The following is a 15,949-nucleotide window of genomic DNA, read 5'->3' as shown; positions in this document are numbered from 1 at the left end:
ATAGCATAAGATTGGGGGAGTGAGGATGACTCTTATATTTGCACATCGTGGTGCAGCGGGAACGTATCCGGAAAATACAATGGTTTCATTTGAAGCGGCGGAGGCTTTTAGAGCGGACGGAATTGAGCTTGATGTTCAACTAACGAAAGATGGAAAGGTTGTCGTCATTCATGATGAAACAGTGGATCGGACAACAAATGGAAAAGGTGCAGTTCGAAATTATTTATATGAGGATTTATGTAAGTTGGATGCGAGTTATAAATTCGGTGATAAAGTAGGTTTTTGTAAAATACCTCTTCTAGAAGAAGTATTAGAATGGCTCGCCAAAACGAAATTGCTACTCAATATTGAATTTAAAAATAATAAAATCCCATATAGAGGTTTAGAAGAAGAGGTTATAACACTTGTACGTAAGTTTAGTCTAGAAGATCGTGTTGTATTTTCTTCGTTTAATCACTACAGTATGAAAAAATGTCATATGATGGCTCCGGATATTCAAACAGCTATTTTATATCGTGAAGGTTTGCATAGTCCGTGGGCATATGCAAAAAAAATGGGCGCAACAGCAGTACATCCTAATTATCGTTACCTTCAAGATGCCATAGCTATACTAACAATGGAAAGTGGTGTAGAGGTTCGCCCCTATACAATAAATGAAGAAACTCTTATGCGTAAATATTTTGATATGAATATTTCGGCGATTATTACCGATTATCCTGAAACAGCAAGAACTTTATTGCCGATAAAAAATGAGACCTAATATAAAGGTCTCATTTTTTATTTATCAAGCTCTTTGTTGTAGGACTCATCATCAGTTAGAAATGGACAAAACCCTAGTGATTAAAGTTTTACTTTATCTTCTAAAGCGAGCTTGAACTTTATTGCGTTTACGGTCTCGGTGTAAGACGAAGCCACCAAAGATGTAAAACCCGAGTGCGAAGCAGAGAGCGCCAATAAAAAACTGTAACCATAGTATAGAAATTGGGGGGAATAAAATCCCAAACACAGTATCTCTCATTAACTTAATGCCGAATACAGCTAATGAAATAGGGATGAGTGCTAATAATAGAGCAAGGTAACGCTGCATACATAACGCTCCTTTTCAGATTATTTAGTATATTCCAATGATGTTATATGAGAAGGGGGTTTGTCAAGAGGGGGCTGAGCGAGTAAGATAAAGGTGTGAAAAATTTTGCAGAGATACTTCGAGAGGAAGTGTAATGTATGAAACAAAAGGTTTTAATTGTTGGTGCAGGTGAAGGTGGAAGTACACTGCTGAATCTGTTACAAAGTTCGAATATATTTCAAATTATAGGAGTTATTGATATAAATCCGACTGCGCAAGGATTACAAATTGCTAAGGAAAATGGGATTGTGATTGGAGAGAGTGTAACTCCGTTTCTTTCTATGCATATCGATGTCATATTTGATATGACAGGTGACGATGGTTTACATAAAGTTTTACTAGAGAAAAAGCATAAAGATACTCTTCTCATTCCAGGTGATATTGCGAAAATTGTTACAAAATTAGCGCATGAGAAGGAAGGTTTAATTGGACAGTTAGAGGAACAGACGCAACAAGGAGAATTAATTTTAAATTCTACACATGACGGTATGATTGTAATTGATAAAGAGGGACAAGTCCGTCTTTTTAATAAAAGTGCAGAGCGTATTATCGGATATAAAAAAGAAGACGCGATAGGGAAATATATTTTAGAAGTTATTCCAACTAGTAAGCTGCTTCGCATTATACGTACGAAACAAATAGAAGTAAATTATGAACTGACGTTAGAAAATGAAAAGAAAATTATTACAACACGTATTCCAATATTAAAAGAAGGAGGAGAGGTTCAAGGGGCATTTGCGATTTTTAAAGATATTACAGAAGTTGTAGATTTAGCGGAAGAAGTTACAGATTTAAAAGAAATTCAAACGTTACTCGAGGCAATTATCAACTCATCTGAAGAAGCAATTTCGGTTGTCGATGAGAAAGGAAGAGGATTAGTTATAAACCCTGCTTATACGAAGTTAACGGGTTTAACAGAAGAAGATATTCTTGGACAACCGGCTACAACTGATATTGTAGAAGGTGAAAGTATGCATATGAAAGTACTTCGAACGCGTAGGGCGGTACGCGGAATACATATGAAGATTGGGCAAAAGAAGCGCGATGTAATTGTAAACGTAGCACCCGTTATTGTTGATGGGATATTAAAAGGAAGCGTCGGTGTAATTCGTGACGTATCAGAAATTCAAAAGTTAACAAATGAGTTGAATAGAGCGAGACAGATTATTCGTACATTAGAAGCAAAATATTCATTTGATGATATTGTCGGAAATTCAGATGAAACAACTGCAGCTATCGAGCAGGCGAAACTTGGGGCGAATACACCGGCAACAGTATTGTTACGCGGAGAATCTGGGACGGGTAAAGAATTATTTGCACATGCGATCCATAATGGAAGTAATCGAAAATATAATAAGTTCGTCCGTGTAAACTGTGCGGCGATTTCGGAGACGTTGTTAGAAAGTGAATTATTCGGTTATGAGGAGGGTGCGTTTTCTGGAGCGAAAAGAGGGGGGAAACGCGGATTCTTTGAGGAAGCGAATAACGGTAGTATCTTTTTAGATGAAATAGGTGAGTTGTCTGCAAATACGCAAGCGAAACTCCTTCGCGTGTTGCAAGAAAAAGAAATTGTAAAAGTTGGTGGAACGAAAGCGATACCTATTAATGTTCGGGTAATTGCAGCGACACATGTGAATTTAGAAAAGGCTATTCTAGAAGGAGAGTTTAGAGAGGATTTATATTATCGATTAAATAAAATTCCAATTCAAATTCCGTCTCTTCGTCAGCGAAAAGGAGATATACCGGCAATTGCTGAACGATTGATACAAAAAATAAACCAAGATTATGGTCGGAATGTAGAGGGGCTCACTGATTCGGCTATTTCCTATCTACAATCATATGAATGGCCAGGGAATGTAAGGGAACTTGAAAATATTTTAGGACGAGCGATTATCTTTATGAATTATAACGAGATATATATTGATGTACAGCATTTACCCCCTTTGCATAAAGAAGAGCAGGCGGAGTTAGCTCAAAATAACTTATTACCTGAATTAGAAGAAAAGCCACTTGAACATTTAGTGACAGAGTTTGAAGGGAATATTATTCGTGGATATCTAGAGAAATTTGATGGGAATAAAACGAAAACTGCAAAAGCATTAGGAATTTCAGTTCGAAATCTATATTACAAGCTAGAAAAGTATGAGTGTGCAAAAAATAGCATGCAATAAATTGCGTACCGTGCAATTTATTGCATGGTATATAAAAAGCGACAAATTAAGACAGAATGTTTCGTTATTTTGCAAAGTATTGATTTTACTGCATTTTGAATGCGTTTTCATTATTGGTAAGACCACTTTAAAAAGTTGGCACGGTATTTGCTTTATAAATAAACGAGGGACGACGGAAAGGGTTGATTACAAAATATGAAGTTAGAACACTTAATTGATCAAGCAGCAGGACAGCCTAAAAAAACTGTAGCTGTAGCAGTAGCTGAAGATCATGAAGTAATTGAAGCTGTAGCGAAAGCGATTAAATTACAGCTAGCTCAATTTCGTCTATATGGAAATCAAGAAAAAATAATGGGGATGCTACAAGAACATGGTTTACAAACTTCAGACCACATTGAAGTGATTGCAGCAGCGTCAAGTGCTGAGGCTGCAGAGCTTTCTGTTAAATCTGTGAGAAACGGTGAAGCAGATGTGCTTATGAAGGGCAACATCCCAACAGCGAATATTTTAAAGGCTGTGTTAAATAAAGAGTGGGGGTTACGTAAAGGTAGCGTGCTTTCACATGTAGCAGCATTTGAAGTTCCAAATTACGATCGTCTTATTTTCGTTACAGATGCAGCGATGAACATCGCACCTGATGTAACACAAAAAACTGCTATTATACAAAATACTGTAGAAGTTGCCCGGGCAATAGGAATCGAGTTGCCAAAAGTGGCACCAATTGCAGCAGTAGAGGTTGTGAATCCAGCGATGCAGGCGACAATTGATGCAGCGATGTTAACACAAATGAATCGCCGCGGACAAATTAAAAATTGTATCGTTGATGGACCACTTGCTTTAGATAATGCAGTATCACAAATCGCAGCAGAGCATAAAGGCATAGTAAGTGATGTAGCAGGTAAGGCAGACATTTTACTCGTCCCAACGATTGAAGCTGGAAATGTGCTCTATAAATCACTCGTTTACTTTGCAGATGCAAAAGTAGGAGCGATGATTGCTGGCGCAAAAGCACCGATAGTTTTAACATCTCGTGCTGATTCAGCAGAAACAAAAGTATATTCATTAGCATTGGCAGTTACGACTGCTTCAAAATAAACCAAAAAGGGTAAAACATTAGGGGGAAACGACAATGACATTAGAAATCTTCGAATACTTAGAAAAATATGATTATGAGCAAGTAGTATTTTGTCAAGATAAAGAATCAGGTTTAAAAGCAATTATTGCAATTCATGATACAACACTTGGACCGGCTCTTGGTGGAACAAGAATGTGGACATATGATTCTGAAGAAGCGGCGATTGAAGATGCATTGCGTCTTGCAAAAGGGATGACATATAAAAACGCAGCAGCTGGTTTAAACCTAGGTGGAGCGAAAACAGTAATTATCGGTGACCCACGTAAAGATAAGAGTGAAGCGATGTTCCGTGCATTAGGACGCTATATTCAAGGATTAAACGGACGTTACATTACAGCTGAAGATGTTGGTACTACAGTAGATGATATGGATATTATCCATGAAGAAACTGACTTTGTAACAGGTATTTCACCTTCATTCGGTTCTTCTGGAAACCCATCTCCAGTAACTGCATATGGTGTATACCGTGGTATGAAAGCAGCTGCGAAAGAAGCGTTCGGTACAGATAATCTAGAAGGAAAAGTAATTTCTGTTCAAGGTGTTGGTAACGTAGCATATCATCTATGCAAACATTTACACGCTGAAGGAGCAAAATTAATTGTTACAGATATTAATAAAGAAGCTGTACAACGTGCAGTAGAAGAATTCGGTGCAACAGCAGTTGAGCCAAATGAAATTTACGGTGTTGAATGTGATATTTACGCACCATGTGCATTAGGCGCAACAGTTAATGATGAAACTATTCCACAACTTAAAGCAAAAGTAATCGCGGGTTCTGCAAATAACCAATTAAAAGAAGATCGTCACGGCGACATCATTCACGAAATGGGTATTGTATACGCACCAGACTATGTAATTAATGCAGGTGGCGTAATTAACGTAGCAGACGAATTATATGGATATAATAGAGAACGTGCGCTAAAACGTGTTGAGTCAATTTATGACACAATTGCAAAAGTAATCGAAATTTCAAAACGCGATGGCATAGCAACTTATGTAGCAGCAGATCGTTTAGCTGAAGAGCGCATTGCAAGCTTGAAAAACTCTCGTAGCACATACTTACGCAACGGTCACGACATTATTAGCCGTCGCTAATCATTCATATATAACTTTTACAAAAGGTGTGGTTACCTCTTATGAGGTTTCCACGTCCTTTTGAATTTATTAGTGGAGGTAGCAACATTGTCCTTAAATCGAATTCTTGTTATTAACCCGGGTAGTACATCCACAAAAATTGGTGTTTTTGATAATGAAAGACCTGTTTTAGAAGAAACAATTCGTCATGATGAAGAAAAGATTGGGAAATATAAACGAATTATCGACCAATATGAGTTTCGAAAAGAAACAATATTAGAAGTTTTACATTCTCACGGTATTAACATTTCAAAATTGAACGCTGTTTGTGGGCGTGGTGGATTACTTCGTCCAATAGAAGGCGGAACATACACAGTAAACGATGCAATGTTAGAAGATTTGAAAAATGGATTTAGCGGTCATCACGCTTCGAATCTTGGAGGCATTTTAGCATATGAAATCGCTTCTGGATTAAATATTCCAGCATTCATTGTGGATCCTGTCGTTGTAGATGAAATGGAACCGATTGCTCGTATAAGCGGTATTGCTGGTATGGAACGTAAAAGTATTTTCCATGCATTAAACCAAAAAGCAGTTGCTCGTAAAGTGGCTGTAGAATTAAACCACAAATACGAGGATTTAAATTTATTAGTTACACATATGGGCGGCGGTATTACAGTTGGTGCTCATAAAAAAGGAAAAGTTATCGATGTTAATAATGGCTTAAACGGAGAAGGACCATTTAGTCCAGAGCGTGCTGGTACAGTACCAGTAGGACAATTAGTTGAGATGTGTTTCTCTGGTGAGTATTACCGAGACGAAATGGTTAAAAAACTTGTCGGACAAGGTGGACTTGTAAGTCTTATCGGTACAAATGATGCAATTAAAGTAGAACAAATGGTTGAAAAAGGCGATCCTGAAGCAACTCTTATTTATAAAGCAATGGCATATCAAGTTGCGAAAGAGATTGGCGGAGCTAGTGCTGTACTTCACGGAAAAATCGATGCAATCGTATTAACTGGTGGACTTGCATACAGTAAAATACTTGTTGATGAAATAAAAGAACGAGTGGATTGGATTGCAGATGTTATCGTACATCCAGGGGAAGATGAGTTAGAAGCGTTAGCAGAAGGAGCACTTCGTGTATTACGTGAAGAAGAAGCGCCGAAAGAGTATGTGGTAAGAGAAAAACAAACAGTAGCTAGGGGTTGAGATAATGGCAAGAGAATATGATTTAGTCATCGTTGGCGGCGGTACAGGTGGATATGTTGCTGCAATTCGCGCATCACAACTAGGATTAAAAACAGCACTTGTTGAAAAAGAAAATCTTGGTGGTACTTGTTTGCATAAAGGATGTATTCCTAGTAAAGCTCTTTTACGTAGTGCGGAAGTATACGCAACTGCTAAAAAAAGCGAAGAGTTCGGAGTTATTGCAAGTAATGTAGAACTAAACTTTGCAAAAGTACAAGAGCGTAAAGAGAAGATTGTAACGCAGCTTCATAAAGGTGTTCAACATTTAATGAAACAAGGTAAAATTGATGTGTTTGAAGGTATTGGTCGTATTCTTGGCCCGTCTATTTTTTCTCCGATGCCAGGGACAATTTCAGTTGAACTTGCAAGTGGAGAAGAGAATGAAATGTTAATTCCAAAAAATGTACTTGTTGCAACGGGTTCTCGTCCAAATTCATTACCAGGTTTAGAGTTAGACGGAGAGTATGTAATGTCTTCAGATCATGCCCTAAAAATGGAAACGCTTCCTAGTTCGATCATTATCGTTGGTGGCGGTGTAATTGGTATTGAGTGGGCATCTATGCTTGCTGACTTCGGTGTAGAAGTTACAGTGTTAGAGTATGCGAAAACGATTTTACCACTAGAAGATCAGGACGTTTCAAAAGAAATGCAACGTCTGTTCAAGAAAAAAGGTATTAAAGTGGTGACTGGTGCAAAAGTATTACCAGAAACATTGGTAAAAGATAATGGAGTAACAATTCAAGCTGAACACAACGGTGAGAATAAAGAATTTAAAGCAGAAAAAATGCTTGTATCTGTAGGAAGACAAGCCAATACGCAAAATATTGGTTTAGAGAATACGGATATCGTTGTGGAAAAAGGATACATTCAAACAAATGAGTTTTATCAAACGAAAGAATCTCATATTTACGCAATTGGAGATGTAATCGGTGGCTTACAACTTGCTCACGTTGCTTCTCACGAAGGAATTGTTGCAGTAGAACATATTGCAGGGAAAGAAGTTACGCCAATTGATTACTCTATGGTATCAAAATGCGTATATAGCAGTCCAGAAGTTGCTTCTGTCGGTTTAACAGAACAAGAAGCGAAAGAAAAAGGCTATAAGTTAAAAGTAGGTAAGTTCTCATTCCGCGCAATTGGAAAAGCGCTTGTATACGGAGAATCTGATGGTTTTGTAAAGCTTGTAGTTGATGAGGAAACAAATGACATTCTTGGTGTTCATATGATTGGACCACACGTAACAGATATGATTTCTGAAGCTGGTCTTGCAAGAGTACTTGATGCAACACCTTGGGAAGTAGCACATACAATTCATCCGCATCCATCATTATCTGAGGCGATTGGTGAAGCAGCACTTGCTGTAGATGGAAGAGCGTTACACGCATAAAAATGTGGATTTAGGAGGTTATGAAAAATGGCAGAAGTAAAAGAAAAGCGCCATGAAGAGCTTGGCTTAAGTGATGAGCAAGTATTAGAAATGTTCCGTACGATGTTACTTGCACGTAAAATTGACGAACGTATGTGGTTATTAAACCGTGCAGGTAAAATTCCATTCGTAATTTCTTGTCAAGGACAAGAGGCTGCGCAAGTTGGAGCAGCGTTCGCTCTTGATAGGGAGAAAGATTATGCATTACCATACTACCGTGATATGGGTGTTGTACTAGCGTTTGGTATGACAGCTAAAGAGCTTATGTTGTCAGCTTTCGCGAAAGCTGGAGATCCAAACTCTGGTGGTCGTCAAATGCCTGGTCACTTCGGTCAAAAGAAAAATCGTATTGTGACAGGTTCATCTCCAGTAACAACACAAGTACCACATGCAGTTGGTATTGCGTTAGCTGGAAAAATGGAGAAGAAAGATTTAGTAACGTTCGTTACATTTGGAGAAGGTTCTTCAAACCAAGGTGACTTCCATGAAGGGGCAAACTTTGCTGGTGTACACAAACTACCTGTTATTTTCATGTGTGAAAATAACAAATATGCAATCTCTATTCCGGTTGAAAAACAATTAGCATGTAAAAACGTATCAGATCGTGCAATTGGTTACGGTATGCCTGGATATACAATAGACGGAAACGATCCGCTTGCAGTATATAAAGCTGTAAAAGAAGCAGCAGACCGCGGCCGACGTGGTGAAGGTCCAACTTTAATTGAAACAGTATCATATCGTTTAACAGCACATTCTAGTGACGATGATGATCGTGTTTATCGTGATAAAGAAGAAGTAGAAGAAGCAAAGAAAAAAGATTCAATTATAACATTTGCAGCTTATTTAAAAGAAGCTGGCGTGTTAACTGAGGAATTTGAAAAACAAATGTTAGACGAAATTATGCATATCGTAAATGAAGCAACAGAATATGCAGAAAATGCTCCGTATGCAGCACCTGAAGATGCATTGAAGCACGTATACGCAGAATAGGGGGGAACGTTTCATGGCTGTAATGTCTTATATTGATGCTATTACATTAGCAATGCGCGAAGAAATGGAACGCGATGAGAAAGTATTCGTTTTAGGAGAAGATGTTGGTAAAAAAGGTGGCGTGTTTAAAGCGACACACGGTTTATATGATCAATTTGGTGAAGATCGTGCACTTGATGCACCGCTTGCAGAATCTGCAATTGCTGGGGTAGCAATTGGTGCGGCAATGTATGGTATGCGCCCAATCGCTGAAATGCAGTTTGCTGATTTCATCATGCCAGCAGTAAACCAAATTGTTTCTGAGGCAGCAAAAATTCGTTATCGTTCTAACAACGATTGGACTTGTCCAGTTACAATTCGTGCGCCATTTGGCGGGGGTGTTCACGGTGCATTGTATCATTCACAATCTGTAGAAGCGATGTTTGCAAACCAACCAGGTTTAAAAATTGTTATCCCTTCTACACCATATGATGCAAAAGGCTTATTAAAAGCTGCAATTCGTGATGAAGATCCGGTACTATTCTTTGAGCATAAGCGTGCCTATCGCTTAATTAAAGGTGAAGTGCCAGAAGATGACTACGTATTACCAATCGGAAAAGCAGATGTAAAACGTGAAGGTGATGATATTACTGTTATCACTTACGGATTATGTGTTCACTTTGCTCTTCAAGCAGCTGAGAAGTTAGCGCAAGATGGCATTTCTGCACACATTCTTGATTTACGTACTGTGTATCCATTAGATAAAGAAGCAATCATAGAAGCTGCTTCTAAAACAGGTAAAGTTCTTCTTGTAACAGAAGATAATAAAGAAGGAAGCATTATGAGTGAAGTGGCGGCAATTATCGCTGAAAATTGTCTGTTTGATTTAGATGCACCAGTTGCACGTCTTGCAGGCCCAGATGTTCCAGCAATGCCATATGCACCAACAATGGAAAAATTCTTTATGGTAAATCCAGATAAAGTTGAAAAAGCAATGCGTGAACTTGCGGAATTTTAATCGGGGGGACTATACATGGCTGTAGAAAATATTACAATGCCTCAGCTCGGGGAGAGCGTTACAGAGGGCACAATTAGTAAATGGCTCGTTAATGTTGGCGATCACGTAAATAAGTATGATCCGCTTGCAGAAGTAATGACTGACAAAGTAAATGCAGAAGTACCATCTTCTTTCACTGGTATTGTGAAAGAGTTAATCGCTGGTGAAGGTGATACGTTAGCTGTAGGTGAAGTAGTTTGTGTCATTCAAGTAGAAGGCGCGGATGAAGTAGCAGCAACAGCTGTAGAAGAAAAAACAAAAGAAGAACCAAAGGCAGAAGTAACTACGCCTGAAAAAGCGCCGAAAGTAAAACAACCAACTGATGGAAAACCACGTTTTTCACCAGCGGTATTAAAACTTGCGGGCGAGCATAACGTTGATTTAGATTTAGTAGAAGGTACGGGAGCAAATGGTCGTATCACTCGTAAAGATATTTTAAAACTAGTGGAATCTGGAAACATTCCGCAAGTAGGTGCGAAAAAAGAGGAAGCTGTAGCAGTAGTAGAAGCGCGCCCAGAAGCATCAAAAGCAGCGCCAGTAGCGCAAAAAGTAGAAGCTGCGAAACCAGTTTCTGTACCGACAATGCCTGGCGATATCGAAATTCCAGTAACAGGTGTGCGTAAAGCAATTGCAGCGAATATGTTACGTAGTAAACATGAGGCGCCACACGCTTGGATGATGATTGAAGTAGATGTGACAAACCTTGTGTCATACCGTAATTCAATTAAAGGTGACTTTAAGAAGCGCGAAGGCTTTAACTTAACGTTCTTTGCTTTCTTCGTAAAAGCAGTAGCACAAGCGTTAAAAGAGTATCCTCAAATCAATTCTATGTGGGCTGGCGATAAAATCGTTCAGAAGAAAGATATTAACCTTTCTATCGCTGTTGCAACAGAGGAAGAACTATTTGTACCAGTAATTAAACACGCGGATGAGAAGACGATTAAAGGTATCGCTCGTGAAATTACAGAGCTTGCAGGAAAAGTACGTACGAAATCGTTAAAAGCGGACGAAATGCAAGGTGGAACATTTACAATTAATAACACAGGATCATTTGGTTCTGTTCAATCTATGGGTATTATTAATTACCCTCAAGCGGCTATTTTACAAGTTGAATCAATTGTAAAACGCCCAGTAATTATGGATAACGGTATGTTCGGTGCTCGTGACATGGTTAACTTATGTTTATCACTTGATCACCGTGTACTAGATGGCTTAATTTGTGGTAAGTTCTTAGGACGTGTAAAAGAAATTTTAGAAAATACGTCAGAAAATAATACATCTGTATATTAATAAAAAGCTCGCTTATGCGAGCTTTTTATCATCTTATTTCTTCATCTACAACCTACTATATGTATAATATCTTTCCCAGTAATCTTACAATGAACGATTATGTATTAGGAATTTATGAAAATACATTGCTGATATATGGTATATGGATATAAAATAAGAAAAGAATAATTTTTTTGGCAAATCTTACTGACGAAACTGTAGTATAATATATTGTATTGTATGAAAAAGAGAGTTATTCTATATAAGTGTTTTATAGATAATGTGTAATCAGTCGTCAAAACATGAAGAATGTTGACTCCTGGTTTTTTATTTTGCTGTAACAATGTTTCAGGAGGATGTCATGAAAAGAAGTACCGAGTTTCTAAAAAGTTTAGATGTAAAATTAATTTTAATTTTGTGTGCACTATGTGTTACGAGTATAGCTGCTATATATAGCAGTCAGCAAACTGGCCAATATGGAGAGGCAAACTTTGCGATGAAACAGGGTTTGAACTACATAATTGGGGTTGTATTGTTATTGCTTGTTGCAAGCATTGACCTAGATCAATTACAAAAATTGTCTTGGCCACTTTATATCGTTGGATTTGCTTCACTTATTCTTTTGAAAATACTACCAGTTTCCACTTTCACACCTGAAAAATTAGGTGCAAAAAGATGGTTTGTATTTCCGCTAGTTGGACAAATTCAGCCGTCTGAGTTTTTCAAAATTTCATTGCTTCTCGTAGTAGCAAGTATAGCAGTGAAACATAATGCACAGTATATGGCAAGGACATTCCAAACGGACTTAAAATTAGTAGGTAAAATCGTGCTAGTATCCCTCCCGCCTATGGCTGTTGTATATAGCCAACCGGATACAGGGATGGTGTTCTTATATGCTGCTGCCATTGCATGTATTTTATTTATGTCAGGTATTCAGAAGAAATTGATAGCGTTATGTACAGTTATTCCAGTCACCATATTAACTACGTTAATATTTATTTACGTAAGGTATGAGGATTTCTTCTTTAATAAGTTAGTTACTTTACTAAAACCTCACCAACAATCACGTATTTTAGGTTGGTTAGATCCATTTGAACATACAGATCAAGGTTATCAAACGCAGCAATCGATTTTAGCTGTAGGTAGTGGCGGTATGGAAGGGAAAGGATTTGGCGAAGGGAACGTCTATATCCCTGAGAAGCATACTGACTTTATTTTCGCTACAATTGCCGAAGAAGGTGGATTTATCGTAGCAGCGTTAGTTGTGTTCTTGTTCCTATTACTACTATATAGAACAATTATTATTGGTTATTCTGCTGATAATTTATTCGGTACATTATTATGTGCTGGATCAATTGGGATATTAACGGTTCAAATATTCCAAAACATCGGTATGATCGTTGGATTAATGCCTGTAAAAGGGATTGCATTGCCTTTCTTATCGTATGGGGGAAGTTCCTTGTTCTCGAATATGATTATGATGGGTCTCATATTATCGGTACGGAAAACGTATAAAAAATATATGTTTTCAGTTAAGTAAAAAAGCTAGTTCGTGTAAAACGAACTAGCTTTTTTACATATATGCTCTTAAACGTTGCAAACTAAAACAGACTAGCAGTTTGAGATGGGGTGCGAATGATGCATATGCATATTTTTGAAGGGGCACGGCACCTTTCAAATATGGAATGGGTTGTACGGGCTATAATAGCATACGTATTTTTAATATTAGTTACGAAAGCGATGGGGCAAAGATCTATCGCACAACTTCGTTTTTTAGATGTTGTATTAGTGCTATTGCTTGGTGGGAATATTTCTAACGCATTGTCTGATGAAAAAGTAGGGTTACTCGGTTCGATGATTACAACGTTCATACTCGTTGTACTTCATATTATAAGCTCAGTTTTAATGCTGAAATGGGATAGATGGAGACGTTTTTTAGAGCCAGCACCTATCATTCTTATACACAATGGTTCCATTGATTTTAGCAATTTGAAAAAAGCGAGAATTACCGTGGAATATTTATTTTCGGAACTTCGTATGCGAAATGTGAGCGATATTCAAACAATCAAATTAGCATTATGGGAAGCGAACGGTGTCGTTTCTATATTTAGATATCCAGAATATGAAGCAGTTTCGCGACTTGATCTTAAAGTGGCGGGAAAAAAATCTCCAGTTTCTTTTGTATTAGTAAAGGATGGGAGGATTCAGAAAGATGTTCTTGCTTTATTAGGAAAAACAGAAGCGTGGGCGAGAGAATTTCTAGAGGAGAGTACAGAAGTCGAATCTATTATGTTAGCTACAGTAGATGAAGCACATAAAATAAATATTTTGTTAAAAAAATGAAAAATATACGCATTTTGTCGTTTCATACATATGATACAATAGTGTGGACAACGAAAAAGGAGGCGATACGATGGGATATGTAGAAGAATTACGAAAAATAGTTGGTCATCGCCCTTTAATTTTAGTTGGTGCTGTTGTACTCGTTATAAATGAACATGGAGATGTATTATTGCAACAACGAACAGAACCGTATGGAAAATGGGGGCTGCCTGGCGGGCTCATGGAGCTTGGTGAATCACCAGAAGAAACAGCTTACCGTGAAGTATATGAAGAGACAGGTATAGAAGTAAAGAACTTACGATTAATCAATGTGTTTTCTGGAGCGAACTACTTTACAAAATTAGCAAACGGTGATGAATTTCAATCTGTAACGACAGCTTATTATACGGATGAATACGAAGGACATTTTGTTATGAATAAAGAGGAGGCGGTTCAGCTTAAATTCTTTCCAGTAACGGAGCTACCTGACTATATTGTTGGATCGCATAAAAAAATGATTGTTGAATATATGAAAATTATGGAAAAATGACAAAAAGGTGTTAGAGCAAGAGCTCTAACACCTTTTCTATGCTTAAATACAAGTAAACTTACTTGTATTTCATAAACATTAACTGGTAAGATACAAATAGGTAGATTTAGAGGAGGGAAAAGATTGATTAATTTTAACTTTTTTATGAATGATGTTGTTCGTCAAGCGCGTGAAGAGATCGTTTCTGCTGGATATACAGAATTAACGACACCAGAAGCAGTTGAAGAAGCGTTTAAAAGAAATGGTACAACACTTGTAATGGTAAACTCTGTATGTGGTTGTGCAGGTGGTATTGCTCGCCCTGCTGCTGCGCATTCCGTACATTATGATAAACGTCCTAACCATCTTGTAACGGTGTTTGCAGGTCAAGATAAAGAAGCAACAGCAAGAGCTCGTGAATATTTTGAAGGGTATCCACCTTCTTCTCCATCATTTGCTTTATTAAAAGATGGAAAAATTGTAACGATGGTAGAACGTCATGAAATTGAAGGTCATGAACCGATGCAAGTTATTGCGAAATTACAATCGTATTTTGAAGAGAATTGTGAAGAACTATAGATAAGTGAAAAGGCGGTACGCCCACGATTAAGTGGGTGTACCGCCTTTTTTTATTAATTATACAAAGCGATGGAATATACATCGTCTTGTTTTATTATGCAGTTTTTTATGCATTAAGAATGCGTTATTTAATGTTATTTAATTTATTTTTATTTTATATATTGCATAAAAATAAAACTGCTGATACAATACAAACATCGAATAAATATTCTATTAAACTTTTAAATATACATTATTAGGGGGAAGAAAGATGAAGAAGTTATTATCGATATCGTTTGCACTTATTTTAATTGTAAGTATGTTTAGTGCGTGTAGTAATGGGGACGTAAAAGAAGAAAAAGGAAATAAGAAAGTACTTGTAATGGGAACTTCAGCAGACTATAAACCTTATGAATATGTAGAAGCTTCAAAGAGTGATGAAATTATTGGCTTTGACATTGATATTGCAAAGTATATCGGAAAAGAACTTGGGTATGAAGTGAAAGTGAAAGATATGGATTTTGGTGGTTTATTAGCGTCTCTTAGCTCAGGAAAAGTTGATTTTGTAATGGCAGGTATGACGCCAACGGCAGAGCGTAAAAATAATGTAGATTTTACAGATATATATTTTGTTGCGAAAAACATGATTGTTTCTAAAAAGGATTCTAACATTAAATCAGTAGAAGATTTAAAAGGGAAAAAAGTAGGGGTACAAACAGGATCTATTCAAGAAGAGAAGGCGGCGGAATTTAAAAAACAAGTTGATTTCAAAGCTGAGGGACGTGACCGTATACCAGAAATTGTACAAGAAATTAAAGCGGGTCGTTTTGATGCGGCGATTTTAGAAGATACAGTAGCGAAAAATTATTTAGAGAAAATGAAAGATTTACAAGGAATTGAAATTAAAGAAGCGCCAGAAGAAGTAGGAGCAGCAATTGCCCTTCCGAAAAACAGTGATAAAACAGCTGAATTTAATAAAGTGATTAAAAAAATGCAAGAAAACGGAGAAATGGATAAATTAGTGAAGAAGTGGTTTGGCAGCGGAAAATAAGCTGCCTTTCA

General features: G+C 37.4%; 15 protein-coding genes. 14 read left to right on the top strand and 1 reads right to left on the bottom strand.

The genetic code is table 11. The features are described 5' to 3' along the window. Window positions 1–25: 25 nt before the first annotated feature. Window positions 26–760 carry a glycerophosphodiester phosphodiesterase gene (locus BTOYO_RS07110; RefSeq protein WP_000172599.1) on the top strand — a complete coding sequence of 245 codons (735 nt, stop codon included), beginning with the start codon at window positions 26–28 and terminating at the stop codon, window positions 758–760. A 93-nt stretch (window positions 761–853) separates the two neighbouring features. Here the strand turns inward: BTOYO_RS07110 and BTOYO_RS07105 are convergent, their stop codons facing one another. Next, a complete protein-coding gene (locus tag BTOYO_RS07105) occupies window positions 854–1,087 on the bottom strand; it encodes a DUF2627 domain-containing protein (protein ID WP_001190186.1) in 234 nt (77 codons plus the stop codon). A 137-nt stretch (window positions 1,088–1,224) separates the two neighbouring features. Here BTOYO_RS07105 and BTOYO_RS07100 point away from each other — a divergent pair, with 137 nt between their 5' ends. From BTOYO_RS07100 to BTOYO_RS07040, 13 genes are all read left to right on the top strand, one after another. Then, a complete protein-coding gene (locus BTOYO_RS07100; RefSeq protein WP_000811004.1) occupies window positions 1,225–3,297 on the top strand; it encodes a sigma-54 interaction domain-containing protein in 2,073 nt (690 codons plus the stop codon). Between the two features lie 195 nt (window positions 3,298–3,492). Next, window positions 3,493–4,392: a phosphate butyryltransferase gene (gene yqiS, locus BTOYO_RS07095; RefSeq protein ID WP_000763063.1), complete on the top strand. Its 900-nt coding sequence runs from the start codon at window positions 3,493–3,495 to the stop codon at window positions 4,390–4,392. A 34-nt stretch (window positions 4,393–4,426) separates the two neighbouring features. Continuing rightward, complete coding sequence (locus BTOYO_RS07090; protein WP_000171363.1) at window positions 4,427–5,527, top strand: leucine dehydrogenase; 1,101 nt, start codon at window positions 4,427–4,429, stop codon at window positions 5,525–5,527. An 87-nt stretch (window positions 5,528–5,614) separates the two neighbouring features. Beyond that, window positions 5,615–6,718, top strand: a complete 1,104-nt coding sequence (gene buk / locus BTOYO_RS07085; protein WP_000056190.1) for a butyrate kinase — start codon at window positions 5,615–5,617, stop codon at window positions 6,716–6,718. Window positions 6,719–6,722: 4 nt separating this feature from the next. Continuing rightward, the gene (gene lpdA, locus BTOYO_RS07080) at window positions 6,723–8,144 is read left to right on the top strand and encodes a dihydrolipoyl dehydrogenase (RefSeq protein WP_000090439.1); all 1,422 of its coding nucleotides are present in this window, start codon (window positions 6,723–6,725) and stop codon (window positions 8,142–8,144) included. A 27-nt stretch (window positions 8,145–8,171) separates the two neighbouring features. After that, window positions 8,172–9,173: a 3-methyl-2-oxobutanoate dehydrogenase subunit alpha gene (gene bfmBAA, locus BTOYO_RS07075; protein ID WP_000852549.1), complete on the top strand. Its 1,002-nt coding sequence runs from the start codon at window positions 8,172–8,174 to the stop codon at window positions 9,171–9,173. 13 nt (window positions 9,174–9,186) lie between these two features. Beyond that, window positions 9,187–10,170 (top strand): 3-methyl-2-oxobutanoate dehydrogenase subunit beta, encoded by a 984-nt coding sequence (gene bfmBAB / locus BTOYO_RS07070; protein ID WP_000290072.1) that lies wholly within the window; start codon window positions 9,187–9,189, stop codon window positions 10,168–10,170. 15 nt (window positions 10,171–10,185) lie between these two features. Continuing rightward, window positions 10,186–11,499, top strand: coding sequence for a dihydrolipoamide acetyltransferase family protein (locus BTOYO_RS07065; protein WP_000257669.1), 1,314 nt, complete (start codon window positions 10,186–10,188; stop codon window positions 11,497–11,499). A 340-nt stretch (window positions 11,500–11,839) separates the two neighbouring features. Next, entirely contained in the window at window positions 11,840–13,018 is a 1,179-nt protein-coding gene (locus tag BTOYO_RS07060) for an FtsW/RodA/SpoVE family cell cycle protein (protein WP_000831187.1), read from the top strand. Between the two features lie 98 nt (window positions 13,019–13,116). Then, window positions 13,117–13,821: a DUF421 domain-containing protein gene (locus tag BTOYO_RS07055; RefSeq protein ID WP_000550952.1), complete on the top strand. Its 705-nt coding sequence runs from the start codon at window positions 13,117–13,119 to the stop codon at window positions 13,819–13,821. A 70-nt stretch (window positions 13,822–13,891) separates the two neighbouring features. Further along, on the top strand, window positions 13,892–14,350 hold the full coding sequence (locus BTOYO_RS07050) for an NUDIX hydrolase (protein ID WP_000542538.1): 459 nt from the start codon (window positions 13,892–13,894) through the stop codon (window positions 14,348–14,350). A gap of 144 nt (window positions 14,351–14,494) precedes the next feature. Continuing rightward, entirely contained in the window at window positions 14,495–14,908 is a 414-nt protein-coding gene (locus BTOYO_RS07045; RefSeq protein WP_001979317.1) for a BrxA/BrxB family bacilliredoxin, read from the top strand. Window positions 14,909–15,158: 250 nt separating this feature from the next. Next, window positions 15,159–15,938 carry a transporter substrate-binding domain-containing protein gene (locus tag BTOYO_RS07040; RefSeq protein WP_000735464.1) on the top strand — a complete coding sequence of 260 codons (780 nt, stop codon included), beginning with the start codon at window positions 15,159–15,161 and terminating at the stop codon, window positions 15,936–15,938. Window positions 15,939–15,949: the final 11 nt, after the last annotated feature.

It is taken from the genome of Bacillus toyonensis BCT-7112 (assembly GCF_000496285.1).
Taxonomy (GTDB): domain Bacteria; phylum Bacillota; class Bacilli; order Bacillales; family Bacillaceae_G; genus Bacillus_A; species Bacillus_A toyonensis.
Note: the sequence above shows the minus strand (reverse complement) of the source record. Positions and strands in the feature narration are given on the sequence as shown.

Excerpts from the sequence above, each read along its gene's own strand:
- BTOYO_RS07040 (WP_000735464.1), top strand. The coding sequence starts at position 15,159 with ATGAAGAAGTTATTATCGATATCGTTTGCACTTATTTTAATTGTAAGT.
- BTOYO_RS07105 (WP_001190186.1), bottom strand. The coding sequence starts at position 1,087 with ATGCAGCGTTACCTTGCTCTATTATTAGCACTCATCCCTATTTCATTA.
- BTOYO_RS07045 (WP_001979317.1), top strand. The coding sequence starts at position 14,495 with ATGAATGATGTTGTTCGTCAAGCGCGTGAAGAGATCGTTTCTGCTGGA.
- lpdA (WP_000090439.1), top strand. The coding sequence starts at position 6,723 with ATGGCAAGAGAATATGATTTAGTCATCGTTGGCGGCGGTACAGGTGGA.
- BTOYO_RS07060 (WP_000831187.1), top strand. The coding sequence starts at position 11,840 with ATGAAAAGAAGTACCGAGTTTCTAAAAAGTTTAGATGTAAAATTAATT.
- bfmBAA (WP_000852549.1), top strand. The coding sequence starts at position 8,172 with ATGGCAGAAGTAAAAGAAAAGCGCCATGAAGAGCTTGGCTTAAGTGAT.
- BTOYO_RS07110 (WP_000172599.1), top strand. The coding sequence starts at position 26 with ATGACTCTTATATTTGCACATCGTGGTGCAGCGGGAACGTATCCGGAA.
- BTOYO_RS07055 (WP_000550952.1), top strand. The coding sequence starts at position 13,117 with ATGCATATGCATATTTTTGAAGGGGCACGGCACCTTTCAAATATGGAA.
- BTOYO_RS07100 (WP_000811004.1), top strand. The coding sequence starts at position 1,225 with ATGAAACAAAAGGTTTTAATTGTTGGTGCAGGTGAAGGTGGAAGTACA.
- yqiS (WP_000763063.1), top strand. The coding sequence starts at position 3,493 with ATGAAGTTAGAACACTTAATTGATCAAGCAGCAGGACAGCCTAAAAAA.
- BTOYO_RS07090 (WP_000171363.1), top strand. The coding sequence starts at position 4,427 with ATGACATTAGAAATCTTCGAATACTTAGAAAAATATGATTATGAGCAA.
- bfmBAB (WP_000290072.1), top strand. The coding sequence starts at position 9,187 with ATGGCTGTAATGTCTTATATTGATGCTATTACATTAGCAATGCGCGAA.
- BTOYO_RS07050 (WP_000542538.1), top strand. The coding sequence starts at position 13,892 with ATGGGATATGTAGAAGAATTACGAAAAATAGTTGGTCATCGCCCTTTA.
- BTOYO_RS07065 (WP_000257669.1), top strand. The coding sequence starts at position 10,186 with ATGGCTGTAGAAAATATTACAATGCCTCAGCTCGGGGAGAGCGTTACA.